General features: G+C 44.2%; 23 protein-coding genes. 12 read left to right on the top strand and 11 right to left on the bottom strand.

The window, feature by feature from the left end:
• Positions 1–276 precede the first annotated feature (276 nt).
• From R7190_RS17980 to bcsE, 5 genes are all read right to left on the bottom strand, one after another.
• Positions 277–738 carry an NfeD family protein gene (locus R7190_RS17980; RefSeq protein ID WP_017634826.1) on the bottom strand — a complete coding sequence of 154 codons (462 nt, stop codon included), beginning with the start codon at positions 736–738 and terminating at the stop codon, positions 277–279.
• A gap of 3 nt (positions 739–741) precedes the next feature.
• A complete protein-coding gene (locus R7190_RS17975) occupies positions 742–1,659 on the bottom strand; it encodes an SPFH domain-containing protein (RefSeq protein ID WP_005382060.1) in 918 nt (305 codons plus the stop codon).
• A 153-nt stretch (positions 1,660–1,812) separates the two neighbouring features.
• Positions 1,813–3,438, bottom strand: a complete 1,626-nt coding sequence (gene bcsG, locus R7190_RS17970) for a cellulose biosynthesis protein BcsG (RefSeq protein ID WP_025767002.1) — start codon at positions 3,436–3,438, stop codon at positions 1,813–1,815.
• Positions 3,438–3,614, bottom strand: a complete 177-nt coding sequence (locus tag R7190_RS17965; RefSeq protein ID WP_017819966.1) for a hypothetical protein — start codon at positions 3,612–3,614, stop codon at positions 3,438–3,440. Before R7190_RS17965 ends, bcsG begins: the two co-directional genes overlap by 1 nt.
• Positions 3,611–5,194: a cellulose biosynthesis protein BcsE gene (gene bcsE, locus R7190_RS17960; RefSeq protein ID WP_053303303.1), complete on the bottom strand. Its 1,584-nt coding sequence runs from the start codon at positions 5,192–5,194 to the stop codon at positions 3,611–3,613. The genes R7190_RS17965 and bcsE overlap by 4 nt, the downstream gene beginning before the upstream one ends.
• 470 nt (positions 5,195–5,664) lie before the next feature.
• On the opposite strand from bcsE, the gene R7190_RS17955 reads away from it, so the two are divergent.
• Genes R7190_RS17955 through R7190_RS17930 form a run of 6 tightly spaced genes read left to right on the top strand, consistent with a single transcriptional unit; the run spans position 5,665 to position 16,417 of the window.
• Positions 5,665–5,862, top strand: coding sequence for a hypothetical protein (locus R7190_RS17955; protein WP_021034149.1), 198 nt, complete (start codon positions 5,665–5,667; stop codon positions 5,860–5,862).
• A complete protein-coding gene (bcsQ, locus tag R7190_RS17950) occupies positions 5,859–6,638 on the top strand; it encodes a cellulose biosynthesis protein BcsQ (protein ID WP_005382068.1) in 780 nt (259 codons plus the stop codon). The genes R7190_RS17955 and bcsQ overlap by 4 nt, the downstream gene beginning before the upstream one ends.
• Positions 6,639–6,641: 3 nt before the next feature.
• Complete coding sequence (gene bcsA / locus R7190_RS17945) at positions 6,642–9,281, top strand: UDP-forming cellulose synthase catalytic subunit (RefSeq protein ID WP_186584429.1); 2,640 nt, start codon at positions 6,642–6,644, stop codon at positions 9,279–9,281.
• Positions 9,271–11,556: a cellulose biosynthesis cyclic di-GMP-binding regulatory protein BcsB gene (gene bcsB / locus R7190_RS17940; RefSeq protein WP_186584428.1), complete on the top strand. Its 2,286-nt coding sequence runs from the start codon at positions 9,271–9,273 to the stop codon at positions 11,554–11,556. The genes bcsA and bcsB overlap by 11 nt, the downstream gene beginning before the upstream one ends.
• Positions 11,556–12,662: a cellulose synthase complex periplasmic endoglucanase BcsZ gene (bcsZ, locus tag R7190_RS17935; RefSeq protein ID WP_054575226.1), complete on the top strand. Its 1,107-nt coding sequence runs from the start codon at positions 11,556–11,558 to the stop codon at positions 12,660–12,662. Before bcsB ends, bcsZ begins: the two co-directional genes overlap by 1 nt.
• Entirely contained in the window at positions 12,653–16,417 is a 3,765-nt protein-coding gene (locus R7190_RS17930) for a cellulose synthase subunit BcsC-related outer membrane protein (protein ID WP_213986298.1), read from the top strand. The genes bcsZ and R7190_RS17930 overlap by 10 nt, the downstream gene beginning before the upstream one ends.
• 60 nt (positions 16,418–16,477) lie before the next feature.
• Here the strand turns inward: R7190_RS17930 and R7190_RS17925 are convergent, their stop codons facing one another.
• The 3 genes from R7190_RS17925 to R7190_RS17915 all read right to left on the bottom strand — a co-directional run bounded on the left by R7190_RS17925 (position 16,478) and on the right by R7190_RS17915 (position 19,591).
• On the bottom strand, positions 16,478–17,332 hold the full coding sequence (locus R7190_RS17925) for a co-chaperone YbbN (protein WP_033906924.1): 855 nt from the start codon (positions 17,330–17,332) through the stop codon (positions 16,478–16,480).
• Between the two features lie 472 nt (positions 17,333–17,804).
• The gene (locus tag R7190_RS17920; RefSeq protein WP_017634824.1) at positions 17,805–18,632 is read right to left on the bottom strand and encodes an SDR family oxidoreductase; all 828 of its coding nucleotides are present in this window, start codon (positions 18,630–18,632) and stop codon (positions 17,805–17,807) included.
• A gap of 44 nt (positions 18,633–18,676) precedes the next feature.
• Positions 18,677–19,591, bottom strand: a complete 915-nt coding sequence (locus R7190_RS17915; RefSeq protein WP_005382076.1) for a TIGR01777 family oxidoreductase — start codon at positions 19,589–19,591, stop codon at positions 18,677–18,679.
• A 254-nt stretch (positions 19,592–19,845) separates the two neighbouring features.
• Between R7190_RS17915 and R7190_RS17910 the strand changes: the two genes are divergently transcribed.
• From R7190_RS17910 to yfcE, 6 genes are all read left to right on the top strand, one after another.
• On the top strand, positions 19,846–20,580 hold the full coding sequence (locus R7190_RS17910; RefSeq protein ID WP_005382077.1) for a DUF1538 domain-containing protein: 735 nt from the start codon (positions 19,846–19,848) through the stop codon (positions 20,578–20,580).
• Positions 20,577–21,368: a DUF1538 domain-containing protein gene (locus R7190_RS17905; protein ID WP_186584426.1), complete on the top strand. Its 792-nt coding sequence runs from the start codon at positions 20,577–20,579 to the stop codon at positions 21,366–21,368. Before R7190_RS17910 ends, R7190_RS17905 begins: the two co-directional genes overlap by 4 nt.
• On the top strand, positions 21,358–21,708 hold the full coding sequence (locus R7190_RS17900) for a P-II family nitrogen regulator (protein WP_005382084.1): 351 nt from the start codon (positions 21,358–21,360) through the stop codon (positions 21,706–21,708). Before R7190_RS17905 ends, R7190_RS17900 begins: the two co-directional genes overlap by 11 nt.
• Positions 21,705–22,112 carry a CBS domain-containing protein gene (locus R7190_RS17895; RefSeq protein WP_005382085.1) on the top strand — a complete coding sequence of 136 codons (408 nt, stop codon included), beginning with the start codon at positions 21,705–21,707 and terminating at the stop codon, positions 22,110–22,112. Before R7190_RS17900 ends, R7190_RS17895 begins: the two co-directional genes overlap by 4 nt.
• A gap of 149 nt (positions 22,113–22,261) precedes the next feature.
• Positions 22,262–22,471: a hypothetical protein gene (locus tag R7190_RS17890; RefSeq protein ID WP_005382086.1), complete on the top strand. Its 210-nt coding sequence runs from the start codon at positions 22,262–22,264 to the stop codon at positions 22,469–22,471.
• Between the two features lie 75 nt (positions 22,472–22,546).
• A complete protein-coding gene (yfcE, locus tag R7190_RS17885) occupies positions 22,547–23,092 on the top strand; it encodes a phosphodiesterase (RefSeq protein WP_047102892.1) in 546 nt (181 codons plus the stop codon).
• A 38-nt stretch (positions 23,093–23,130) separates the two neighbouring features.
• Here yfcE and R7190_RS17880 read toward each other — a convergent pair whose 3' ends face one another.
• From R7190_RS17880 to toxS, 3 genes are read right to left on the bottom strand one after another with little or no spacing between them, the layout of a single operon-like run.
• Positions 23,131–23,409, bottom strand: coding sequence for a SelT/SelW/SelH family protein (locus tag R7190_RS17880; RefSeq protein ID WP_186584425.1), 279 nt, complete (start codon positions 23,407–23,409; stop codon positions 23,131–23,133).
• A gap of 21 nt (positions 23,410–23,430) precedes the next feature.
• The gene (locus R7190_RS17875; protein ID WP_047102891.1) at positions 23,431–24,186 is read right to left on the bottom strand and encodes a sulfite exporter TauE/SafE family protein; all 756 of its coding nucleotides are present in this window, start codon (positions 24,184–24,186) and stop codon (positions 23,431–23,433) included.
• A 46-nt stretch (positions 24,187–24,232) separates the two neighbouring features.
• Positions 24,233–24,748, bottom strand: coding sequence for a transmembrane regulator ToxS (gene toxS / locus R7190_RS17870; RefSeq protein ID WP_005382091.1), 516 nt, complete (start codon positions 24,746–24,748; stop codon positions 24,233–24,235).
• Between the last annotated feature and the right edge of the window lie 6 nt (positions 24,749–24,754).

Here is a 24,754-nt window from a genome sequence, read left to right as displayed (position 1 = left end):
ATGCGTTAAGTATGTATCCGAGGATAAAAAGATCAAAAAATAATTCAATAAAGTTTTATTTTTTAAAATAAATTTAGATCGATAATTTACCTAGATATATTTCTATCTTATTGATTGTCGTGTGTTGAATAATTAAATAATAGGAAATGGTAGGTAGGGTATTAATAATATTACTAATACTTATTTTTTTCTCGATTTTAATTAAGGTAATGAAATGAAAGCAGTTGTTTAGATTAAAGTAATGGAGCATGATTTGCCCCATTACTTTGGCATAAATTAATTAGAATCAGGCTCAATGATTAAAATAATACCTTCAACATCGGTGATTCTTACGCGGGTACCGGCTGGAAGTGCTTGATCCGATTGTGCGGACCATGTGGTATCGGCTACCTTGATGCGATTGAGCCCGACGGAAAAGTCTTCTTCAAGGATAAGAGTACGCCCAATTAACTGCTTGTACTTTTGGTTCAGATCTCTTTCTTGGTCTTCTTGCTTGTCTTTAGACCATTGTCGTCGCCACCAAAGCCAGGTGGTGATTAAGCTGAAGCTTGCAAAGCAAAGCCATTGCAATTGCCAGCTCATTGGCAAAACGGTCATGAGTGCTCCAACGATAAGTGCAGACATCCCGAGCCAGAGAAAATACCCTGCGGTACCAAGTAGCTCAACTGCTAAAAGAGCAAAGCCAAACGCTAGCCAATGCCAGAAAGAGATACCTTCCAACAAACTAAAAAAGTCCATAAATTATTCTTTATCTTGCTGTTTAAACATTTCTGCTATCCCTGCAACCGAGCCCATTAGTCCGGTTGCTTCTAATGGAAGCATAATGATTTTACCATTTTCGGCTTGACCAATGCTCTTGATCGCTTCGGTATAACCCTGTGCAATGAAGTAATTGACGGCTTGCATGTCACCTTTTGCAATGGCTTCGGAAACCATGTAAGTCGCTTTTGCTTCTGCTTGCGCGGCACGCTCACGTGCTTCTGCATGGAGAATAGCAGACTGCTTTTCGCCTTCAGCTTTTAATATCTCTGATTGTTTATGACCTTCGGCCTTTAATATCTCAGCTTGGCGAACCCCTTCTGCTTCAAGAATTTCCGCACGCTTATTACGCTCGGCTTTCATTTGCGCATTCATTGCAGCGGTCAGATCGGCTGGTGGCTGGACATCTTTAATCTCAATTCGTGTGACTTTTACGCCCCAAGGGTTTGTTGCTTGGTCAACAATCGCCAACAGCTTAGAGTTGATCATGTCGCGTTGGCTCAGCATTTCGTCCAGTTCCATTGAACCTAAAACGGTACGAATGTTCGTAAGGGTCAAGTTTCTAATAGCGTGTTCTAAGTCGTTGACTTCATAAGCCGCTTTTGCAGCATCGATCACTTGAACAAATCCGACAGCGTCAATAACCACGTTAGCGTTATCTTTTGAAATGACCTCTTGCGCAGGAATATCGAGAACGCGCTCCATCATGTTTACTTTTTGACCAACTTTATCAACGAATGGAATGATCAAGTTTAAACCCGGCTTTAATGTGTGGGTGTAGCGTCCGAAGCGTTCAACTGTCCAGTTGTTTCCTTGCGGAACCGTTTTAATGGCTGAAGATAAGATAACGACAGCAAGAACGACGAAAATACCGATGGTGATCAGTGAATCAATTGGCATTAGTTATTCCCTTAAGTGCATAATATTCGATCCATTTTTACCTATTTATAGACAATAGACAATTGAAGTTCTGAGACCTTTGAGAGGTTATTGGTTTTTTATATGACAAAGGCCGGAAACACCGGCCTTTGTCATTGCATGGTTTTACTCTCGCTATTTTGCGGGGTATTCAATCCAACTTGAACCATCAAGAGAAACATAATATTTCCCTTGTACTTCAATCACAGTAGAGCCTGAGTTCTGCGCGACAACTCGTGTTTCTGGTAGGTTCTCTGTCAATATTGAAGGGCTAAACGTCTTACTTTGATAAATGTTTTTATCCAGGATATTCGAAACGAGCTGCGACAATGCCAGATAGCTAGATGGCTCGCTTACGTGTTCGGTGTCGCCCTGACGCTGAATTCCTTCTCCGAAGATTTTAATTCCTACCGGTGTATGAATGATTGTCGGTGCAGGAATTTCTCGCATACCCGAAATTTGCATGCGGTCTCCTCGCATTCCACCACCATGTTCTGGTACCAAAGCGACAACGATGTTGCGTTTTGAGGACTCTAAGGTTTTAAAGAACGCGTGGAGATCATCAAGCAAATTCTTAAGGCGCATTTTGTAGCTAGCAATAGATGTGCTTGAATTCGCATTGATGATCCTGTTGCCATCATGTAGTGAAATTGAGTTGTAGAGTGCCACGACTTTGTCGTCACTACTGTTAAGTCTTTGCTGCCACCAGTTATCCAATACTTGCTTATCGCGGAAGATCGAAGAGCCATCAAAAGATTTTTGGTAAGGAGTTAAGTCTTCTTGAGACATAAGAGCCGCTTGTAAGTCGCCGTCTTTTTTGATCAATTCAAGGAAGCTATCAAAGACACCATTGTGGTTCATCAGTAAATTTTCTGTGAAGCCTAGCTCTTTCAAACTTTCGAACAAGTAGCACTGCTTTGATGGTGCTGGCTGGAACAGTTGACTGTGTTCCTGTTGACCACAATTGGCTCGTAACAGACGAATGACCGCAGGCCCGCTGTATGACGTTGCAGAGCTAAAGTTGTCGAACATGATGTCAAATTCTTTGAATAGAGGATGATCGGCCAGTCCTGCAATTTCGATGTCATCCCACGCGACCGAGCAAATACTCAAGAACAACAAATCGAAAGGAGCATCCATTGCGCTGTTGGTATCGAATGCCACACGTCGAGAAGCTTCTTTAGAAAAGAAATCTGCAGTTAACGTGTTGAAACTGGCATCATTAATTTCCGTTATTTGAGGTTGTTTGCTAGCAGTAACCTCGGTTGTCGGCTGTTGTTGAGCTACTTCTGCAGCCACTGTTGTCTGAGGTTCAGTCGTCATAGGAATACTTATATAGACCATCGCAATAACCACAAAGACTGAAACTCTAACGAACTTGCTCAAAATAAAGTACGCACCACACAAAGCGAGCAATCCGAGTATTGCTTGGAATGATAAAAATCGTCCCAAAAGCTCGACCAGATAACTCAATTCAAACTGCATTAACTGTCCCGCTTGAGCCCAAAGACGGTCTAGAGGAGGTAGGTAAGAATCGTAATGCAAGAGCCACGCTGCGGCGACAAATACAACGATATGACGTACCGCATTTAGGCTTTTCATCGAGATAGGAAGCAGGATGAAGATCAACAGCGCAAAGTTTTCTATTGGATGGAAATCGATGATTCCTTGAAAATAGAGCGCTGTTTTTGCGATAAAGTAAATATTCCACCAGCCCAATCCTATAGTAGAGGGGGTAGAGTCATGAGAATGCGATATCATTACTTAAGCTTCTTAGTATTAGTGGCTGATGTATCTAGCTCAAAATAGCGCGAGCGTTTTAAGTGCTTGTGGTAAAAGCGTCGGGTAGCGTTTACTAGGTCACGGATAAAGTATCCTAGGAGTAGGCCAATACCTGAGCTGATAATCACGGTCAGTAAAAAATCGTTAATATTCATGAACGCTCCTTGAGCTCGATGGTTTTTTTCACAGCAAACAAAGGAGGAACATCAGTAATGGAGTTAGTGGCGGTATGGAATATTTTCCTCTCTGTCGCCAGAGCTGAAACGTCGTCGGATATGACGGCTTCATCTTGAACGATGAATTTTAACTCTGTTTCGATATCTAATTGAGTATCAAACGTGTGAGTTGAATGAAATAAGTCTCTCACTGGGAACTCAAATATATTGTTGAGTGCAATATCAATATCGCTATGTCGAATAGCACTGAACAAGACATATAGAGCTTTGTTGCAGGCTGTCACAACGTCGCCATCTCTTCGAATATGGCAAAGACGTAAACATTCCTCTGCCGTCATACCTGGTAATAAGTTCAGCTTGATAAGCGCAAAGTTCACATTTGAGTGTGTTGAGTGGGAAATGACGTCAATACAGTATTGGCTAAAGTCCTGGTTTTGTAAGTAGCCTTTGCTACCAAACTTAAGGTCATACTTTAAGAGCGCCTCTAAACTGTCAGGAATTGGGCGTGTAAGCATCTGGCCTTGAATTGCTTCAACCTGAGTCATAAAGCGCATTGGGGGGATTTGCGCGTGAGAAATGAAGTTTGCCCCCGAGCGAAGTAAGAACTTTTCATCTGCATATCTCAGACATTGTTGGGTCTCCCTGACAATAATCTTTAGCTGACGGCCATACGCGGACCTTAAACGGTAGCAATCTAACGCGATCTGTTGAACTTCGCTTTGGTTATCACAGCTGAAAACAATAGTTGAAGAGCGAGGGTTGTCTAGCATCGCTATGAGTCCTTGATTGCTCTCTGCCACACGCATCCCTTTTGGGGCTTTCACGCTTTCTCTGAAAGCTCTTCTGCTGACATAGATTCTATCGCTATCCGATTTGTCTTCTGGCATGACATGAGATTGATGCGTTTCGTAAGACGTTGCTTTTAGTGTTTTATCTTTAGTTTTAGTGAGAATGTATTCGTGTTGGGTAATTACACCGTGTTTATTGGACCAAAAATCCACAAGATAGCAGTAGCGAGCGTCATCTAATGATGTCATGGTCGCCAAACCTGCAATGTGTCTATTATGAGAAATAAGAATGGGCTTTAATAGTGAAGTCGTCAGATGCCCATATATACAAACACTAATAGTGATTTTTTTATTATTTGCCAGCTCATTTAAGCTTTGTAGAAAGACACTTATAAAATCATCATTAGTTGATGATAGTAGCGAGTCTGGAACAACTAATAGACATGTAGAAAACTTCTTTATGTTCGTTTGGTGAATGTCTTTAGCAAGATTTATAGCTTTGGGTGTTTTTTTTGTGAATTTATGACTAAGAAAAAAACACTGTTCAAGGTGGGTTTTAGATAAGTCATTGAATTTCATTAAGGCTTCATCATTCAATGTGGACAAAAAAGTTTCTTTGTCTGTAAAGCTTGTAAGTGAAGTGTTGTCATTTTCCGGTAGTGTACTGAACAAATAATCAATAAGCATCTGTTTATGAGTAAATAAGTTTACATAAACAGAGTTTATCTCTCGTTCGTTTTTAATAGCAGATGATTCAGAGAGTGATGACATAAAGAGCCTTAAATCAATAACTTAATGTGTTTTGTGAAGCTCACAATCCGTTGTATGCTAATCGTTACAATTTTGATTTTCTTAGTGACAAGAAAATGACGCTAAGATATTAAACGAAATTGATCAGAAATTAAAATAGTTATAGCATGTGCTTCACATGATGTTTATGAGTTTAAAATCAATAGTCTCTAAGTCTATGATTCTCATTTAAAATATTTAAATTTCTTATGTGTATTAAATGGATGGTAACAATTCATTATTGTAATCCTTTTTTCTGAAGTTAAATATTATTTAGGCCTTTGTTATTTATATGGGCTATAAATAAACTTATTCACATTCATCATCGTTCTATAAATATGAGACGCATAGGTCGATGCGTCAATTTTTTAACAATGGAATTTATACTGAAAATGATAGTGGCGGGATTGCTGTTATCTCAGTTTAAGCTCCGTTACATTGTGAAAAATTCTATGACTGAGTCTGCAAAAGATATTAATTCGATCTACTCTTCTTATAACTTAACTCAATACACGTATATTGAAACAACAGAAAACGAGTCTTACGTACAAGTTAAAAATAAGTGGCAAGTCTTCAAAGCCAACGGTGCTCGTAATGTTCTATCTTTGGTACGTAATACGCAGAAAAATTCAGAAACGGAAGCGATATGAAGCGCCTTCTATTTGTTAGTTTAAAAGGCGGCTGTGGCTCAACGACCGTCGCTGCGAATTTGGCACAAGCGTTAGTTAAGATAAATAAACAGGTACTGGCCATTGAGGTGGTGCCTAATAGTTTACTGCAAGCTCATCTTGGCTTGCCGAGGGAAGAGCAAGGAGGCTGGGCGAAACAACTTCTTTTAGATAAGCCTTGGACCCAGGCTGGTTATGAAAGCCCACAAGGTGCACTTTTTTTACCGTTTGGCCATCTGAATTCTGAGCAGTTAAAAGCGTTTTTTAATGAGCGTTCTCACTATCTATCAATGCTAGGTGAAATGACGTTGCAAGTGAGCGAAAACCGTGGTGAGCAGTGGCTGCTTTTTCACGCCGACTTAGCAGAGCTTACTGATCCTGAAGTGCGATCTTTTGTCGACTCAATGGATATGATTGTGGTGGTGGTAACGGCAGACGCCCTGAGTTATCTCACTCTTCAATCTTGGCTACAACATGAAGAGCTATCGAGATTGCTTCGCTCTGATAAATTACGTTTTTTGGTGAATAAATATCAGCCAGAAACCGAAATTGGTCGTGATTTCATGTTGGTGCTGAAAAAGGAACTTAGCGAATCCTTGATTCCTGTTTCGATTCATCGAGATACGGCATTGCTTGAATGTGTGGCAAACCTGACGACCGTTCAACACTATTCGCCATCGAGCCAAGCCGCAAAAGATTTTCAGTCTTTTGCTTTTTGGTGTGTATCAGCGTTATCAAGCGCTCAGGACCAAAGCTAATTTATGCGAAGTCTTAATCTGATTTTCCAACGTTGGGTAGTGGACCAATTCAGACTGCAGAAGAACGCTTACGAGCAAGCCTGGAATTGTAAAACAAACTGGGTTGGTGAGTGTGCTTTGTCTTTTTGGTTTTCATTGAGTTTTGTATTTTTAAAGCCGGTTATTTCGGGTGTTCCCTCATGGAAACTGCCTTTGGTTTACTATCCAAACGTTAATTTTGCTGCGCCAAGATGGTTTGATCCTGTACGTTTTATTATCCAAAGCGTGTGGTTGCTTTGCTTCAGGCAAAACGTAAATGTAAATACAGCATGGTCCAAAAAAACCAGCAGCTTAGCGATGACTTTAGCCGAGCAAATTCGCAATGCGTTCTACTTGCCATTTGAATTGGTTGCAAAAGGCGTCCGCTGGTTAGAACAGACAGCGAACAACATCAAAGATCCACAAGTTCGAGAGCGTATTAAAGCAAGTAAGTCAGCGATGGCGTTGAACTACACCTTGTTGTTTTTCGTGGTGTTAATCGCTTTGCTTTGTTTTACGGTGCCATTTGGTTATCAGGCTCAGACTGTCTTTGTGCTGTTACTCTGGGCATTAGCGATGATGGTCCGTCGCATGCCGGGTCGTTTTCCTACCATGCTTTTGATCATCTTGTCGGTTACGGCCTCATGTCGATACTTGTGGTGGCGTTATTCGTCTACCCTGAACTGGGACGATCCTGTTGCTTTGTTTCTAGGGGGCGTTTTACTTCTAGCTGAGACGTATTCTTGGATTGTGCTGATGCTTGGCTATTTCCAAAATATCTGGCCATTGAATCGCAAACCAGTATCGATGCCACCGGATCAGTCAACTTGGCCAACCATTGACTTGATGATCCCTACTTACAACGAAGATCTCGATGTTGTGAAAGCGACGGTTTATGCCTCGTTAGGTGTCGATTGGCCGAAAGACAAACTTAACATCCACATTCTGGATGACGGCAAGCGTGATAGCTTCCGAGATTTCGCCAAAAGTGTAGGGGTGAACTACATCCGCCGCCCAACGAATGAACATGCGAAAGCCGGTAACATTAACTATGCGTTGAAGCAGACCAGCGGTGAGTTTGCTGCGATTTTTGACTGTGACCATATTCCTACACGAGCATTTTTTCAGCTCACAATGGGGATGTTCCTGAAAGATCCAAAGTTGGCGCTTATTCAGACGCCGCACCATTTTTTCTCACCGGATCCTTTTGAGCGTAACTTATCGAACTTTCGTAACGTGCCAAACGAAGGCAACTTGTTTTACGGCCTGATTCAAGATGGTAACGACTTATGGGATGCGACTTTCTTCTGTGGCTCGTGCGCTATTTTACGTCGAGAGCCTTTAGAGGAAGTCGGTGGTATTGCAGTCGAAACCGTGACGGAAGATGCGCACACGTCTCTGCGCATGCACCGTTTAGGCTATCGTTCTGCATATCTTAAGCAGCCGATTTCTGCTGGTTTGGCGACAGAAACATTGTCTGCACACGTTGGGCAACGCATTCGTTGGGCTCGCGGGATGGCGCAGATATTTAGGGTCGATAATCCATTGACTGGAAAGGGGCTTAAGCTCTCTCAACGGCTTTGTTACGTCAATGCCATGCTGCACTTTCTATCTGGTATCCCGAGGATTGTATTCCTGATCGCACCCTTGGCTTATTTGTTGCTGCATTCCTACGTGATTTATGCGCCAGCGCTGGCGATCATTTTGTACGTATTACCCCACATGATTCACGCCAGCATGACCAACTCTCGTATGCAGGGTGACTACCGTTATTCGTTTTGGGGTGAGGTATACGAAACCGTGCTTGCTTGGTATATCGCAAGGCCAACAACGGTGGCTTTGTTTGCGCCCCATAAAGGGACATTCAACGTAACGGCAAAAGGCGGTTTGGTTGAAAAGTCTCACTACGATTGGGTGATCTCTCGACCATATTTGGTTTTGGTTGCACTCAACATTTTGGGCTTCGCTGTAGGGATTTACCGAATGGGGTGGGGGCCTCAAAATGAAATCGGTACAGTTATCGTGAATCTCGTATGGACGATGTACAACCTGTTGATTTTAGGTGCTGCCGTTGCGGTTGCAGTAGAAGCTAAACAAGTGCGAAAAGATCACCGAGTAGAGATGGCGATTCCTGTCGCGGTTAGGCTTAATTCTGGGCATTTAATACAAGCGCAGATGAAGGATTTCTCTTTGGGGGGCGTGCGCATAGAAATTGACGGGGTCGATGAACCAACCTGTGCTTACTTACTCGGTCAAACCTTAGAAGTGATCCTCAATCGAGGTGGCCAAGAATTCGTGTTCCCTATGACGGTTGCCTATGCTCATAAGGGGATATTTGGTTTACAACTCAACGAATTGTCTCATCAACAACAAATCCAATACGTCCAATGTACATTTGCACGTGCAGATACATGGGCGAAATGGCAACAAGGTTATCAATCAGATAAACCTCTATCGAGTATGCAGGCTGTACTGCAAGTCGGCTTTAATGGATACAAACGCTTGCTGCAACATTGTCCTAAGTTTGTTCAGGTCAGTGTGGATGCACTTTTATTTTGTATCGAATTTATTTGGTCACTAAGACCTCGTTATGTCCCAATCAGGACCTCAAGTCATGCTAAATAATAAAAAACTAACAGCGTTGACAACGGCTATCACTCTCATGTGTATGTCGTGCAGTCTCGCGGCACAAGAAGTAAGTCAGCAACAAGCAACGCCTTTGGCACAGCAAGATGCTGAAGATTCGACCGTGTTTAAGCGCGTCATCCCATTTAGTCAATTAGGTTACAGTGGTTCAATTGCTATCCAAGGTAGTGAGGCCAGTGCTTATATTGGTTTCGGTTCGCGACTCGATGAGGTGGTATCTAAAGCAACGTTGCACTTTGATATCACACCTTCGCCAGCGTTGCTCTCTTTGGTTTCTCACGTCAAAGTGTATTTGAACAACGAACTTATGGGAGTAGCGTCAATCGTCGATGGCCAGCAAGGCAAAAAGTTGAGCTTATCGATGCCGCTGGACACTCGTTACTTTAGTAATTACAACCAAATTCGCTTTGAGTTGATTGGGAATACTCAGAAAGAGTGTGCCAATCCAAATGACTCGAGCATTTGGGCTGAGATTAGCCAAAGTAGTCGAATTGAGATGCTTGCTCAAAAGACAGTGCTGGAAAGTGACTTGAGTTTGTTACCGGCTCCTTTTTTTGATGTCCGTGATTTCAGCCAGTTAAATCTGCCTGTCGTGATGGGTAGCAAATACGATTTAGATGATGTCAAGGCTGCCGGTGTCTTGAGCTCTTACTTTGGTGCTCTTGCGGGTTGGCGTGGTGCTCAATTCCCTTTTAGTGTCGACACGTTACCTAAGCGCAACGCCATTGTCTTTGTTACCAATGACAACAAACCTGAGTTTCTGAGAGATTTTCCAGACACGGATGGCCCTCGTCTTCAAGTCATCACTCATCCAACAGACCCGTACGTGAAGCTTCTTCTAGTGATAGGCCGTGACAGTAAGGATCTTAACATTGCGGTGCAAGGTTTGGCGTTGGGAAACCAACTTCTTACTGGACCAATCGCGAAGATTAATGAAGTCAAACAAATCAAACCACGAGTCCCGTACGATGCGCCAAACTGGGTGAGTACGGCTCGTCCTGTTGCATTGTCTGAGTTAGTCGAACAAAAAAGCATGCTGCAAGTGGAAGGCCGAACGCCTCCACCAATCAACGTAAGTTTGCGTTTACCACCCGATCTCTTTACTTGGCAAAGCCGTGGTATACCGATGGATCTTAACTATCGTTATTCACCGCCTGCTGCGGATCATTCCGGCTCTCGTCTGACTTTGAGTATTAATGACCAATTCATTGAGGCGTTCAACCTAACCACAAAAGGTCAAGGTGGAGAATCTAACCGTATACGTGTTCCTTTGTTAGATGATGGCATTCTAAGTGGTGATACGTTTGTTCGCATTCCGGCTTTTAAGGTGGGTAGTCAAAACCGAATTGAGTTTGAGTTTGGTTTTGCGTCGGTGACCGATGGGCAGTGCCAGGTAACGCAGCCAAGTAAGCAATACGCGGTTATTGATGGTGATTCTACTATTGATTTTAGTGGTTTCCCCCACTACATCGAAATGCCGAACATGCGCGCTTTTGCTACATCCGGTTTTCCTTACACTCGCATGGCTGATTTGTCAGAAACTGCTATTGTTGTTCCAGAGAGTGCTCCAAAAGAAGTGTTGCAAACCTTCTTAAACGTCATGGGGTCATTGGGACGTGACTCTGGGTACCCAGGTATTCAGGTGCTTTTGACAGATAAATGGAATGCTGAGAAACTAAAAAATAAAGATATCCTGACGATTGGTGTTGTGGATGCATTAGAAGAAGCCGCTAATAATCCTGACCAAGTTAACTTAGTGGTTAAAGAGGGTCAGAGACAAATTCGCCTACCAAGCAAAAATGAAAAGCAGCTCGGAATGAACTGGATGAGTCCAAGTGATGCTCGTCAAGCCGCCGCAGATTATGTTTCTGTCGAGGCAGAAGGCTCTTTTGCTGCTATTTATGGTGCAGAATCGCCATTTACGAAAAAACGCAGCGTCATTTCTATTATGGCGGCTCACCCGTCAGATTTTTCGTCGGTTGATCGCGCGTTGGCTGACTCCGGTAAAGTGGAGCACATGTTTGGCTCGGTGGTGACGTTGAGAAATAACGAAGTAGCAAGCTACAACGTGGGTTCGCACTACTATGTCGGTAAGCTTCCTGTGTGGCAGCTCGTTTGGTATCACTTCTCTAATCACCCAGTCATCGTTGCGTGCTTTGCCGCCTTGCTAGTGGTGATCGTAACCATTGTGCTTTGGCGCGTATTACGTCAAGTCGCGTCTAGACGTTTAGAAAAAACTGAGGAAGAGGAATAATGAAAAAACTCATCTCGTTCCTTATGTTGTTCGTGTCTCCTTACTTGTGGGCTAACACCTGCGAGTGGCCACAATGGGAAACATTTAAGTCGGTATACATGGAGCAAGGCCGAGTCGTTGATGGCAGTGACGAGCGTATGATTACAACCTCGGAAGGCCAATCTTACGCATTGTTCTTTGCCTTGGTTGCCAATGACCCTAAAACCTTCGATCAGGTTTTAAAATGGACTCAATCACATTTGGCTGGTGGGGATTTGACGGCAAGGCTTCCTGCTTGGTTGTGGGGAAGAAAAGAAAATGGTCAGTTCGGAGTCTTGGATTCTAACCCAGCGTCAGATTCTGATTTGTGGATAGCTTACTCCCTTGTTGAGGCGGGGAGATTATGGAATAACTACTACTATCAGACCCTTGGACATCTGATCGCGAGTCGTATTTTACGTGAAGAAACCGTCAACATAGCGGGAGTTGGAACGGTATTGTTGCCAGCTCCAACGGGCTTTGATGCCGACGGCCAGTACCGTGTGAATCCGAGTTATGTTCCGTTACAACTGATTGCTCGTATGCAGTCGCTGTACCCGCAATACAACTGGGACTCAATGTATAAGGCAAGTGTTCACATGCTAGAGAAAACGATGCCAGCTGGCTTTAGCCCAGACTGGGCAGTATTGAGAAATGGTCGTTATAGCTCAGATGTGGTTACAGGGCCGATGGGCAGTTACAACGCGATCCGCACTTATCTTTGGGCGGGTATGCTAAATGACCAAGTTTCAGAAAAAGCAGTATTAGTACAAAAAATGCAGCCGTTTGTCGCGGCAACCAAAGCCCTTGGTGCGCCAGCGAGAGAAGTAAATACTGAAACGGGTAAATATACCCAAGCAGGAAGCGCAGGTTTTTCTGCTGCGGCTCTTCCGTTACTCGCGGCTTCTGGTGAATCTGCGCTGTTGGAGACGCAGTTTCGTCGTGCTCAAAATGAACTTGTGGTGGACAAAAACGATCATTATTACGACAACGTATTAAGTCTATTTGGGCTTGGTTGGCATGAAGAACGTTACCGTTTTGGTGTGCAAGGTGAATTGCTTCCTGTATGGAGCGAGAGATGTCAGTAACAGGATACGTGTTATGGTGGATTCCACTGGTTGCTTTGGCGGCTGGTGGCGTCGGCACTGTGCATGCAGAAAGCTTTAGCTCAAAACCTCTGACAAAGTCGCAGCTCGCACAGGTCTACAAGCCTATCGAGCTGGTTCAATTTTCCACATCATTAGCACGAGTTGACTCGGTTGAGTGGTTGGTTGAGCAGCTAAAACTGGCGGATGCGATTGGCCGAGATGATATTGTCGAGAGTACTCTGGAGAGGCTGTTCGCGATTGAAGAAAGCAATCCAACGGGGCTTTTCTATCAAGCGAATATGTATCTGAAACGTAAGCAGCCAGAATTAGCAAAACCGGTATTTGAGCGCTTAATCAGACAGGCGCCTCATTCGACTCAAGCGAAAAACTTGTCATCGATTATGGCTATTCAGGGAGAGAAAAGAGCGGATTATCAGCGCGCTCAGTTGCTTGCAAAATCTGGTCGTTACGATGAAGCGATTCAAGCTTACAAAGCCCTTTTCCCAAATGGAATGCCATCACCAGCGTTACAACTTGAACTCCTACAGTTGCAAAGTAATTTGCCTGGCAGTTGGATCTCGGTGAAACAGGGACTGGAACGTTTAAATGCAAATTATCCTAGTGTCCCGTCTTTTCAACTCGCGTTAGCCAACCATATTCGCAAAGAGAATCCTGCTGATCCATGGATTCTCGATACCTATAAAAAGTTAGCGCTTGCTCCTTCGGTTGGAACAAATGCGGCAACGTCGTGGTTGCGTGCATTGGATCAATTGCCTATTTCAGATCAAGTTGTTCAGCAATATGCCATCTTAGCTAGCTACTACCCGTCTGACATGGAGATACAAAGAGCGAATCAAAGCGCGAAAGAACGCTGGAAAAAGGAAAAGGAACTACGCAAAGACCCCACCTATCTCGCCAAGCTCAAAGGGTTAGCGTTGCTCGAGGAAGATAAAACCGACCAAGCAGAAGCTCAGCTGCGTTATGCGTTGACGACTCGTCCGCAAGATCCTGAATTGCTTGGTGCTATGGGTAAGGTTTATCTACGTAGAGGGCAGCAACAAAAAGCGCTCGGATACTTTAAACAGGCTCAGCACTTAGATCATAATCCTGACTCGGCCTCAAAATGGGCAGCGCTAATCGAGACTTCTCAATATTGGGCGTATCTTGATCAAGGTGATGCCTTGGTCGAAAAAGGCCAGTTTAAGCAAGCAGAAAGCGCTTATCAAAAAGCGATTCAAGTAGATAAATCCCAACCTTATGCTTATTCATCATTAGGCTCTTTGTATCTGGTACAAGAAAATTATGCCGCGGCAGAGAAGGTTTTCAAACAAGCTTTGCAACTGGATAGCAGCAATAGCTCTGCATTGCGTGGTCGCTTAGATGTTCGTATTCAGCAGCAAGATTGGTCTGGCGCGGAAGCACTCGCGCGCAGTTACTCAGCCCCACAGCAGAAAGTGGTCGCTGAAAAAATAGCGAGCATCAAGTCGGAAGTTATTTTGACTCGTCTGCGGATCGCAATCGCTCAAAATGATCAGGCAACGATGAAAGCGTCCGTAGAGGAATTGATTGCGCTACAGCCAACCTCCCCATGGTTAAGGCTTGATATTGCTGACGTGGTTCATTCAATGGGCGACAAAGTACGCGCGGATACGCTGATGTCCGATTGGGCTACATCTAGTAATGACCCTGAAATGAAATTTGCTTACGCGCTTTATCTCGCGCAGGACTTCAACGTGAATGAGGCCATCGCTGAGCTAGAGAGTATCGCACAACATGACATGACAGACGCAATGCAGCGCAATTTAACCCGCTTGAAGCTTGATGCTCAGTTGAGAGACATTCAAACGCGTTACTTAGCTTCTCCCGAATCAGTAATGGCGACATTACGTGCGCTAGAGTCGGATTATCAAGGTCAAATTCAACCGCTCGCTCGTCTAGTGAGTGCGTGGTTAGACATTGATGAAGTTAAGGAAGCTGAGAGGATTTTCCAAAACATTTCGCTTTCAGAAGATTGGTCAACCGATGACAAACTGGCTTACGGCAGCATGATGGTAAGCTTGAATCACTTTGAAGATTTTGATCGTTGGAACGTGGACTTAGCATTAAATTCCGCAACACAAGATTTAAGTGCTTCGGAAGCATTACAGCTTGATGAACTCAAAACCCGTCGACTGTTGAGTCAAGCGGATCTGATGCTGGTTAATCAACAGCCTAAGCTTGCGTTGGATTTGTATGAACAAGTTTCTTTAAAGCCTGAGCCATTTAAAACTCAAGCAGAAATTGGCATGTTGCAAGCTAGTGCTTTGACTGGATATGAAGCGACGTATCACGACATGCACCTCATTTTGAATAAAAAGCGCGATAGCTTAACTGCGGCACAGTTGATGACAGTGGCCGCGGTGTTTAATCAACAAGGCTATCGAAATGACGCTAATGCGCTAAATCAGTTGTTGGATGCGATGCCTGATGCTGACGCATTAGCATTTCGCAATAGCATGTCTATAGCAATGGAAAATCAACAGTGGGCGTTAGCTGAAACACGCGCCTATCAAGCCTTAAATCGTGACCGAATGGATAAAAATCGTGAAACTGAAGAGGCGAAAAAAGAACCCCTAAGCTTACGCGAGCTATATGATACTGCTGACGACTACTGGTTGACTCGTAACGTCAAATCGGACATCGATAAACTGCATGATCGGAGTGATGGGCATGTCATGATTGGCTGGGATTACAGTGCACGAGATGGCCGTAATACTTCGAATCAAGTGCCCATAGAAGCCCGAATCCCGATAGAGAGCTGGGATGGGCACCTGTTGCTAAAAGCCGATTATGTTTCTATCGATTCAGGTCAGTTGGACTATTATGAAAAAACCACCGATTCTGACAGCACTTCGTTCCAAAATGACGCATCAGGTATGGCATTTGGAGTGGGCTGGCAGGCTGAAGATTGGTTGGTCGATATCGGCACGACACCAATTGGTTTCGACCATACCACATGGGTTGGTGGTGTGCGCATCAATGGGGACCTGGGTGAGTTCGGTTGGACGGCAGAAGCTTCGCGTCGCCCAGAGACCAGTAGCGCGCTTTCTTATGCTGGAATGTCTGTCCCTAGCGGCACGACTGACCCTCAAGGGACTAAATGGGGCGGAGTTGCTCGTACTGGTGTGAAGTTGAGCTCAAGTTGGGACATTGGTGGCCCTTACGGTTTTTGGAGTAGCTTGCAGTATCATGTTTTGACTGGTGAAAAGGTTGAAGACAACACTCGTTTAGGCGTGTTAGGTGGGGCGTACTACAAGTTAATTGCAACGGATGACCAGCGTTTAAGTATAGGTACGAACTTAATGTACCTTGATTACGACAAAAACCTGGGTGAGTACACGCTAGGTCACGGTGGCTACTACAGCCCGCAAAGTTACTTCTCGGTGTCTTTACCTATCAACTTTTATGGCCGGTACAACAGTTCTTGGTCATATCAATTGAGTGCATCCGTCTCTAACTCTTGGACTAAGGAAGACGCGCCATACTTATCGACAGTAGCGGAGTCAGACAAAGGTGGTGGTTTTGGTACGTCGTTGCAAGCGGCGGTGGAAAAGCGAGTCAGCAAACGTTGGTACCTTGGGGCGTTAGTCGATGTACAACGTTCTGAGTTTTATACACCAAACCATTTCATGCTTTATGCCAAGTACACCTTTAATGATCGTTGGCAACCAATAGAGTATCCGCCAGCAGCACCAACGCTGTATAGCGACTTCTAACAAAAAACAAAGGCCGGAAGTCCCGGCCTTTGTTGTCTTATTCCTAGAAGAATGCGACGCTTAGTACAAAATTGAGTAAAGCTGGCGACGATATTTGCTTGCTAATGCGTTACCTTGACCTAGTGCACTGAGAATATCCATAAAAGTCTTCTTCACTTCACCGTCTTGGGCGCCCAAGTCTTTTTTAAGAATATTCCACAGCAGTTCCAACGCTTCTTCATCCCGACCAACTTGGTTGTATTGTACCGCCAATTCACAAGCGAGTTCGAAGTTTGCCATGTCTGCTGCGTATGCTTGTTCTAGTCGCTGTAATTCAGGGCTATCTGCAGCCTGCAAATGCAGCTCGAGCTTGGCTATTAGGCTCTTATAGTAGTTATCTTGATACTCGAGAGGGATAGCGTTCAGTAGTTCTTGGGCAATATCAAATTGTTTGGTTTCTAGCAAACAATCAGCCATCGCGAGTTTCACATCACCACGCTCTTGCAGCTCTGGCGGCAAAGTGTGGATGATGCTCAAAGCCTGAGCATGCTCACTTTGCTGAAGAAGTTCACTGACTTGTTTTAATAGTTGTTCATCTGGGCTTGGCAAATGCTTTTGTAGCATGGTGGCAATGGCATCAATTGGCTGGGGGCCTCCCAGACCATCGACGGCTTGACCATTTATAAACAGCGCGATAGTTGGCAATACTTGCACGCCAAATTGAGACGCTAAAGCGGGCTGAACTTCACAATTTAGTAGAGCAAGCGTAAATGCACCGTTGTACTGTTGAGCAAGAGATTGCAACTCAGGGAGTATCTGTGCGCTTTCTGGCTGAGCGTTGGCCCAAAAGTGGATCAAAACGGGCGTGTTCATTGAACCTTCAAGCGTTTCGCGAAAGTTCTGTTCTGTTATCTCAACGATAAATGGGGATTGCATCAGAGTATCCTTGCCTTGTGTCTTGTCGTTGATATTAGATATGGAGTTGATTTAGGTGAAATTCAAGCGACATTCACCATCAATAATGAATCATTCTATTTTGAGAAAACGTGAGGTAACAGAGTGAGGTTATTGCTGCTCAGGTGTTAGATAAAAAGAAAACGCTGCCGAAGCAGCGCAATTCTAATGCTATTTGTTAGTGCGGTATCAAAATAGGATGAACATGGTCAACACTACACCCACACTAAGCCAGTTAAGCTGATTTAATGTCATTGTTGCCTCACAGTAGTATAAACATTGCTACAAAACGTAATGGGTGGCGATACCAAATCTAAGCAACTCAATCACTTTGGGCGAAAGAATCCCCGCTGAATTGCGTAGAAATTGATTCGTTTAGTTGAGGTTTTTTTAACCTACATGTTCATAATGACATCACATTGTTACGATGAAATTACATTTCGACAAAACTTTTTTATGCAGCCTGTCGCAAAATTTTATCAAGTGCACGGGTTGGTAATAGTCTTTTCAAGACTGCGAATAATTTAGTCGGTGTAGTAATTCGATAACGAATTTTCGGTGAAACGCTAGTTAATGCATGAAGAACTGGTGCGATGCAAGACTCTGCAGGTAAAACAAATCGATTATTAGACTTGTCGTTGTTGAGTCGCTCTCTTTGTCCTTCATAAGCATGACGATGGGGGCTAGATTCAATATCAACCCACTTCTCAAAGGCTCGTAATGCATTGTTTCTAAATTGAGTTTCGATCGGTCCTGGTTCTATCAATGCCACTTTGATATTCGTATCCGCAAGCTCTAGCCTGAGCGTATCTGTCCAGCCTTCTAAGGCAAATTTTGATGCATTATAGGCACCACGGTATTTCATTGCGGCAAAACCAAGAACAGAGCTGTTTTGTATGATGCGTCCTTCGCCTTGCTGGCGCATATGAGGAAGCACCTCTCTGACCAACTGGTGCCAACCAAAAAAGTTGGTCTGAAATTGATCTTGAAGAGCCTCGGTGGGTAAGTCTTCCAGTGCTCCGGGCTGACCATAGGCACCATTATTGAACACTGCGTAAAGCTTACCTTCTGCTAACTCTAGCGCTTGCTTCACGCCCGAAGAAATGCTTTCTGGGCTATTTAGGTCTAGATTGATGCAGGTTAGCCCTTCATTAATTAGGCGCTGGACATCTTGTTCTTTCCTACAAGATGCAATGACATTAAATCCCTTGTTTTGTAGGGCGTGAGCGCACACGTAACCGATTCCGGTTGAACAACCCGTAATAAGAATCGACTTTTTCATAATTTAATTTAAGACTCAGAAACCTTGATTAGAGCCATCATTCATCAGCTCCGGTCATGAAGCAAGTGCTTGAGTGCTGGCTCTATTCTGGAGTAGCTAAATTTAAAGCCCAGTTCGGTGAGTTTTTTGGGTTTGGCTCTCATGCTATCAAACAATAAGCAGGAAGATTCTCCCATTAGGAGTTCCATCGCCCATTTAGGCGTGAACAAGATATGCGGACGTTTTAGCGTTTTAGCTAGTGTGCCGCTGAATATACGATTAGTCACAGGATGGGGGGCGCACATATTGAATGCACCGTGGGCATGTGGTGTTTCAAGCAAGTACATGATGGCGCGGACCATATCTAGGATGTGAATCCAAGGCATGTACTGATTACCGTTCCCGAGTGGGCCGCCTACGCCAAGCTTGTAAGGTAATAGCATTTTTGCCAACGCACCACCATTAAGGCCGAGTACCACGCCAGTTCTCAGTAGACAAACCCGTGTTTGTTCCGACTCTGCGCGCTTGGCTATTTGCTCCCACTTTGCACAAACCTCGTGAGGAAAGTCGTCGCTATTAACATGTAAGCACTCATCAAACGGATGGTCTTGTTGATCACCATAGTAGCCAACTGCCGAGCCACTAATAAAAACAGAGGGAGGTTCGGTACTTGCGTGGATCAGCTCAACAATTTGCTCGGTAATTTTCCAACGACTTTTGCAGATTTTTTCTTTTTGCTCGCTGGTCCACCTTTTATCCGCAATTGGCTCACCTGCAAGATTAATGACGGCATCAACGTGATTGAGATCGGCGAACGACTCGAGCGAGTCAAGGTATTCGATATTACCCAGATCAGCATGCTGTAGGCGTTGTTTTGCTCGCTCTGGAGAGCGTGTAAGTAGCATAACCTGGTGAGTTGATAGCAGCTTGAGCAACTCCGAGCCAATAAACCCAGTGCCACCTGTGAGTAATATCTTCATGTTATCTCTTTGAATGTACACGTATTAGAACATTATAGTCGTTTTGTGCTTAGCTTGATCATCTCAACACCATTATTTCTGGGATAGTGACAAGCTGGCAGAGATACTATTAACTTCACATATTAGAAAATATGTAACTAAATGTTATAGATGGCGCTAGTGCATTCACGGTAGAAGAGTGAAATCTATGCCAGACTAGAAGTTATCGCTCATTGGAATGGCGTAATCAGTTTGCATAATCAAGGAGGATAGGCATGGAAGCATTTGTTGCGCTTTTTCGAGCGCTCCTCAATAGTGCTCGTGACTTATTACCCATCATCATTGTTATCACTTTTTTCCAATTAGTCGTTTTGCAAGAGCCGCTGCCCAACCTGGTCTCCATTCTTTTTGGCTTGTTGCTTGTCGTTTTAGGATTAACCTTTTTTATCTTTGGCCTAGAACTTGGTCTTTTTCCTATCGGAGAGAGTATGGCTCAAGCCTTTGCAAAAAAAGGCAGCGTGTTTTGGTTATTAGTCTTTGCGTTTTGTTTGGGGTTTGGCACCACGATAGCTGAACCTGCATTAACCGCGGTAGCGGAAGAAGCCTCAGAAGTTGCGGCAGAGGGCGGAATGATCGCTAACTCAGAGCAGTCCATGCAGGATTACGGAGAAGGACTTCGAGTAACAGTAGCTCTCTCTGTGGGGATAGCCATCGTTATCGGCGTTTTGCGTATCTTAAAAGGGTGGCCGATTCATTACATGATCATTGGTGGCTACGTCGGCGTTGTAATACTGACGTGGTTTGCACCTGAAGCCATTATTGGCGTTGCTTACGATTCCGGAGGTGTAACCACGTCCACCATAACAGTACCTTTGGTCACTGCACTGGGTGTCGGTTTAGCGTCTTCTATTAAAGGGCGTAACCCTATGGTGGATGGCTTTGGTTTAATCGCTTTTGCCTCGCTGTTACCGATGATGTTTGTGATGGTTTACGGAATGGTCGTAACATGATTTCAATTGATCATTTCCTAGACACTTTATTATCGACCGTTAGAGACGTCGTTCCCATCGCCAGCATTATTTTTGGTTTTCAGTTAGCGGTGTTAAGGCGTCCTGTTAGCAACCTTAAGAAAGTTTTGCTTGGGTTCGTTTATGTGATTTTCGGGCTAGCTCTTTTTTTACTTGGATTAGAAATGGCGTTGTTTCCACTTGGGGAGACGATGGCTGTGCAATTAACGGCGCCGGAGTTTTTACAAGAGTTCAAAGTATCTGTAGGGAAAGCCTTAATGTGGGTCGACTATTATTGGGTTTACACCTTCGCCTTTTTTATAGGCTTTAGTACCACGATTGCAGAGCCTTCTTTAATCGCTGTAGCGATAAAAGCAAACCAAGTCTCTGGAGGCAGTATCAGTATTAACGGCTTGCGCGTAGCCGTTGCGTTTGGGGTAGCAATTGGTATTGCATTAGGGAGTTACCGGATTGTCGTGGGCGATCCCATTCATTATTACATCATCGCGGGTTACATCGTCGTTGTGATTCAAACGTTTTACGCTCCTAAGCTTGTTGTTCCACTCGCCTACGATTCTGGAGGCGTAACAACTTCTACCGTCACTGTCCCACTTGTAACTGCATTAGGGTTAGGGCTTGCTTCGACCGTCCCTGGAAGAAACCCAATGATTGATGGCTTTGGCTTGATCGCGTTTGCCAGTCTATTTCCTATGATCTCTGTGATGGGCTATGCGCAAATAACCCAGTGGCTGAATAAAAACGTCTCGGAGGAAGAAGAAAATGCGCTTTAAATTGATACTTGCGTTTGTTGAAGACAGCAAAACAGACAAGGTGCTGGACGCTGCACGCGATGCTGGTGCGACCGGTGCAACAGTGATTAACAATGCTCGCGGGCAAGGTTTAAATCAAAAGCGAACGTTTTTTGGTTTAACGCTAGAAGTGCAAAAAGATGTGCTGCTGTTTGTGGTCGAGGAACATCTCTCTCGACACATATTAGAAACCATTAATGAGGTTGGTGAATTTGACAGAGAGTCGGGACAGGGGATTGCTATTCAGATCGATATTGAAGATGCAGTCGGTGTCGCGCATCAAGTCGAGACATTGACCAAAGTGGTCGAGGATGAATTATGAGTGATCAAACGATAATTAGAGTTCGAGATGTTATGGCGGCAACGTATGTGATGGTTGATGGACTGATGACCGTATACGAAGGCATAACGCTAGCGAAAAAATACCAAGTCAAAGCGCTGGTGGTGAAAAAGCGAGATGATAATGATGAATATGGCATCGTGTTGATGAATGATATCGCCAAAAAGGTGCTGGCGAATAATCGTTCTCCTCAGCGCACAAATATTTATGAAATCATGACCAAGCCCGCTTTGTGTGTCGAACCAGATATGAACGTAAAATATTGTGCCCGTTTGTTTGAGCGATTTGGCATAAGCAGAGCGCCGGTCATTGAAAGTGGCGAGGTCATTGGGATGGTGAGTTATAACAATATTGTCATCAATGGTATGGTGCGAGAAGAAGTGTAATCGGTTGATATAAATGAAAAATCAACGAATTTTTTCTCAAGTCAGCGACTGTTACAAAGAACTAAAATATTTAATATATGTTAGGTTGCATATGTGTTAATTCACCATTATTCTTTGCGCCCTAAGCCTAATGTCGAGGAATCTGTATCATGCCTTTAGTCTCTTGCCCCGTGTGTGAGAAACAAATCTCAAAACGCGCTCATGCATGTCCAGGATGCGGAGAGCCCGATCCGCTGCACCATCTAGCCAAATCAAAATTTATGTCGATGGTGTTTTGGATACTGGTGTTGGTTGGAACAGCGTATGCAGCATGGTTCTATGTTTTGCCTATGGTCATTGAATCATTGCGCTATCAGTAGTATTCAAACCGTCGTAGGTTGAGCTGCTAAAAAAATGCCGTAGAATGACCTCATACTTTTTGAGGAGACGATGTCGTGAAACTATTTTTTGCCTCAGACCTGCATGGCTCTTTGCCAGCAACTAAAGAAACCATTGATCTATTTTTGGCTTCTGGTGCGCACCACCTGATTTTGCTAGGAGATACGCTAAACCATGGGCCGCGAAACCCTATTCCGGAAGGCTACAACCCTCCACAGGTAGCAGACTTATTGAACCAATACAGTGATCAAATTATTTCTGTACGTGGCAACTGTGATAGTGAAGTAGACCAAATGCTATTGAAGTTTCCAATGATGATGGATTACTCATGGGTGCTACTTGAATCTGGCAAGAGAATCTTTTTGACTCATGGTCACTTGTACAACTCTGAAAAACGGCCGCCACTGCGCGAAGGTGATATCATCGCCCACGGTCATACACATGTTCCCGTCGCAGAGATGCAAGATGGAGCCATTATATTCAACCCAGGCTCGATGACATTCCCACGTAATGGCTTACCGAGAAGCTTTGGTACTCTAGAAGGCAATAAGCTAACGGTAAAAACGCCAGAAGGCGAAGTATTAGCACAAACCATGATTTAACGGTTTTACTAAGTAAAAAATAGGGAGCGAATTGCTCCCTATTTTGTGTCTGAATGTCCTAAATCGCGTTCTGGGTCGATAATGTCTCTTACGCGCTGTTTTAGCACCTTGGCTTCAGGAAAGCCGTTGTCTTTTTTCCGTTCCCAAATTTGCTGGCCATTACAGAAAATTTCGAAGCGACCACCTGTGTCTGGGTGTAAGCTGATTGTTTCTATTTCTTCACTAAAAGTATGCAGTAATTCTTGCGATAGCCAAGTTGAACGTAACATCCAGTTGCACTGGCGGCAGTAATAAATATCAATGATTGCTTTATCCATGAAACTTTCCTTTTAATCTTTTTAAACCAGCAACTTGATGCCCACCGCAAACGTGAGAATTTCGAATGCAACTTTAATCACTCTGTTGCTGTATCGAGTCGCGGCCCATGCGCCTAAACTGCCGCCTAGAAAAGAGCTTAACAATAAAACAGGTAACCAAGCCCAGTGAATAGGCGCCCCTGCCTGTACGACGGCAATGCCTCCAATGCCATTCCAAAACAGGCCGACACAAATCATGGTGTAAGCAACGGCTTGTTTGTAGTCGTAACCAAACCAGCGCACCAAAAATAGTGTCACGAGCAAACCAGAACCTGCGGTAAGAGATCCGTTAATGATGCCGATAAACAGTAAGCCAATTCCACCGATAACCCAACCGATAGGATGACGGTTACGTATTACTTCAGCTTGGCCTAGCGATGTCTTAAATCGCGAGTAGATACCTAGCGCTAGGATCATCGTGCCGAGCATCTTTTCCGCGATACCATCAGGGATCTGTACAATTAAGTTAGCCCCTAAAATCACGCCAATACTACCGGACAAGATAAGGTAGAGCGCGATTTTCCATTTAATAGTGCCTGATCTTAAATGCGTGCTTGCTGCGCCTAAGCCTAAAGCGACCGAAGCCACCTTATGTGTGCCTAGCGCAACGGAGAACGGTAAGCCGAGAAAGATGAGTAAAGGGAATTGAAGCAAGCCTGCTCCGCCACCGGAAAGTGAAGCCAGCGTGTTGGCGATTAGTGAACCGAAAAAGAGAGTAGTGGTATCTAGCCAATCCATAAGCAAAACAAAGGGGGCGTCTTGCCCCCTTATCATCCAATCAAAATTAGTTTTTAAACAGTACCGAAGAACCGTGGTTCAAGCTAGTGAGCAAGAGTGTTTTTTCGTTCACGACGTCAATACGACGACTTTGCTCCGCATCTAGCTTAAAAATTTGAGTAATCAAACGTAGCTGTGCTTCGGAAAAGTCTTTTGATTGAGAAGATGAAATATCTTTAAACTCCGAAGGCGAGACCAACAAATAGTTGTCACTTACTTCCCAGCGGCCTTTTTCCGAGATATTTATCGTTGATTCTGCGGTTGAACCTTGAGCGAATAGTTTTATATTTGCTACGCGAATATAGTCACCATTAGGGAGATATTTCACGTTTGATTCAACATTAACTCGGCGTAGTGGGCCGACAGTATCGTCAGGCAAGCTGTCTGTAATGACTGTCACCATGGTCGACTGCCATTCGTTTGCTGTGAGGAGCTGCTCCACTTTTAGGTCACTTCCCCAATACAACCAACTACTGAAAAGAACGGATACGGCCAAAACCGCAGATGCTAATTTAATCTTCATATTGGC

This window comes from Vibrio sp. 1078-1, assembly GCF_033340475.1.
This window is presented reverse-complemented; position numbering and strand designations above follow the sequence as displayed.

What these genes read in the sequence shown, in the direction of transcription:
- R7190_RS17980 (WP_017634826.1), bottom strand. Translation starts at nt 738, where the DNA reads ATGGACTTTTTTAGTTTGTTGGAAGGTATCTCTTTCTGGCATTGGCTA.
- R7190_RS17975 (WP_005382060.1), bottom strand. Translation starts at nt 1,659, where the DNA reads ATGCCAATTGATTCACTGATCACCATCGGTATTTTCGTCGTTCTTGCT.
- bcsG (WP_025767002.1), bottom strand. Translation starts at nt 3,438, where the DNA reads ATGATATCGCATTCTCATGACTCTACCCCCTCTACTATAGGATTGGGC.
- R7190_RS17965 (WP_017819966.1), bottom strand. Translation starts at nt 3,614, where the DNA reads ATGAATATTAACGATTTTTTACTGACCGTGATTATCAGCTCAGGTATT.
- bcsE (WP_053303303.1), bottom strand. Translation starts at nt 5,194, where the DNA reads ATGTCATCACTCTCTGAATCATCTGCTATTAAAAACGAACGAGAGATA.
- R7190_RS17955 (WP_021034149.1), top strand. Translation starts at nt 5,665, where the DNA reads ATGACTGAGTCTGCAAAAGATATTAATTCGATCTACTCTTCTTATAAC.
- bcsQ (WP_005382068.1), top strand. Translation starts at nt 5,859, where the DNA reads ATGAAGCGCCTTCTATTTGTTAGTTTAAAAGGCGGCTGTGGCTCAACG.
- bcsA (WP_186584429.1), top strand. Translation starts at nt 6,642, where the DNA reads ATGCGAAGTCTTAATCTGATTTTCCAACGTTGGGTAGTGGACCAATTC.
- bcsB (WP_186584428.1), top strand. Translation starts at nt 9,271, where the DNA reads ATGCTAAATAATAAAAAACTAACAGCGTTGACAACGGCTATCACTCTC.
- bcsZ (WP_054575226.1), top strand. Translation starts at nt 11,556, where the DNA reads ATGAAAAAACTCATCTCGTTCCTTATGTTGTTCGTGTCTCCTTACTTG.
- R7190_RS17930 (WP_213986298.1), top strand. Translation starts at nt 12,653, where the DNA reads ATGTCAGTAACAGGATACGTGTTATGGTGGATTCCACTGGTTGCTTTG.
- R7190_RS17925 (WP_033906924.1), bottom strand. Translation starts at nt 17,332, where the DNA reads ATGCAATCCCCATTTATCGTTGAGATAACAGAACAGAACTTTCGCGAA.
- R7190_RS17920 (WP_017634824.1), bottom strand. Translation starts at nt 18,632, where the DNA reads ATGAAAAAGTCGATTCTTATTACGGGTTGTTCAACCGGAATCGGTTAC.
- R7190_RS17915 (WP_005382076.1), bottom strand. Translation starts at nt 19,591, where the DNA reads ATGAAGATATTACTCACAGGTGGCACTGGGTTTATTGGCTCGGAGTTG.
- R7190_RS17910 (WP_005382077.1), top strand. Translation starts at nt 19,846, where the DNA reads ATGGAAGCATTTGTTGCGCTTTTTCGAGCGCTCCTCAATAGTGCTCGT.
- R7190_RS17905 (WP_186584426.1), top strand. Translation starts at nt 20,577, where the DNA reads ATGATTTCAATTGATCATTTCCTAGACACTTTATTATCGACCGTTAGA.
- R7190_RS17900 (WP_005382084.1), top strand. Translation starts at nt 21,358, where the DNA reads ATGCGCTTTAAATTGATACTTGCGTTTGTTGAAGACAGCAAAACAGAC.
- R7190_RS17895 (WP_005382085.1), top strand. Translation starts at nt 21,705, where the DNA reads ATGAGTGATCAAACGATAATTAGAGTTCGAGATGTTATGGCGGCAACG.
- R7190_RS17890 (WP_005382086.1), top strand. Translation starts at nt 22,262, where the DNA reads ATGCCTTTAGTCTCTTGCCCCGTGTGTGAGAAACAAATCTCAAAACGC.
- R7190_RS17880 (WP_186584425.1), bottom strand. Translation starts at nt 23,409, where the DNA reads ATGGATAAAGCAATCATTGATATTTATTACTGCCGCCAGTGCAACTGG.
- R7190_RS17875 (WP_047102891.1), bottom strand. Translation starts at nt 24,186, where the DNA reads ATGGATTGGCTAGATACCACTACTCTCTTTTTCGGTTCACTAATCGCC.
- toxS (WP_005382091.1), bottom strand. Translation starts at nt 24,748, where the DNA reads ATGAAGATTAAATTAGCATCTGCGGTTTTGGCCGTATCCGTTCTTTTC.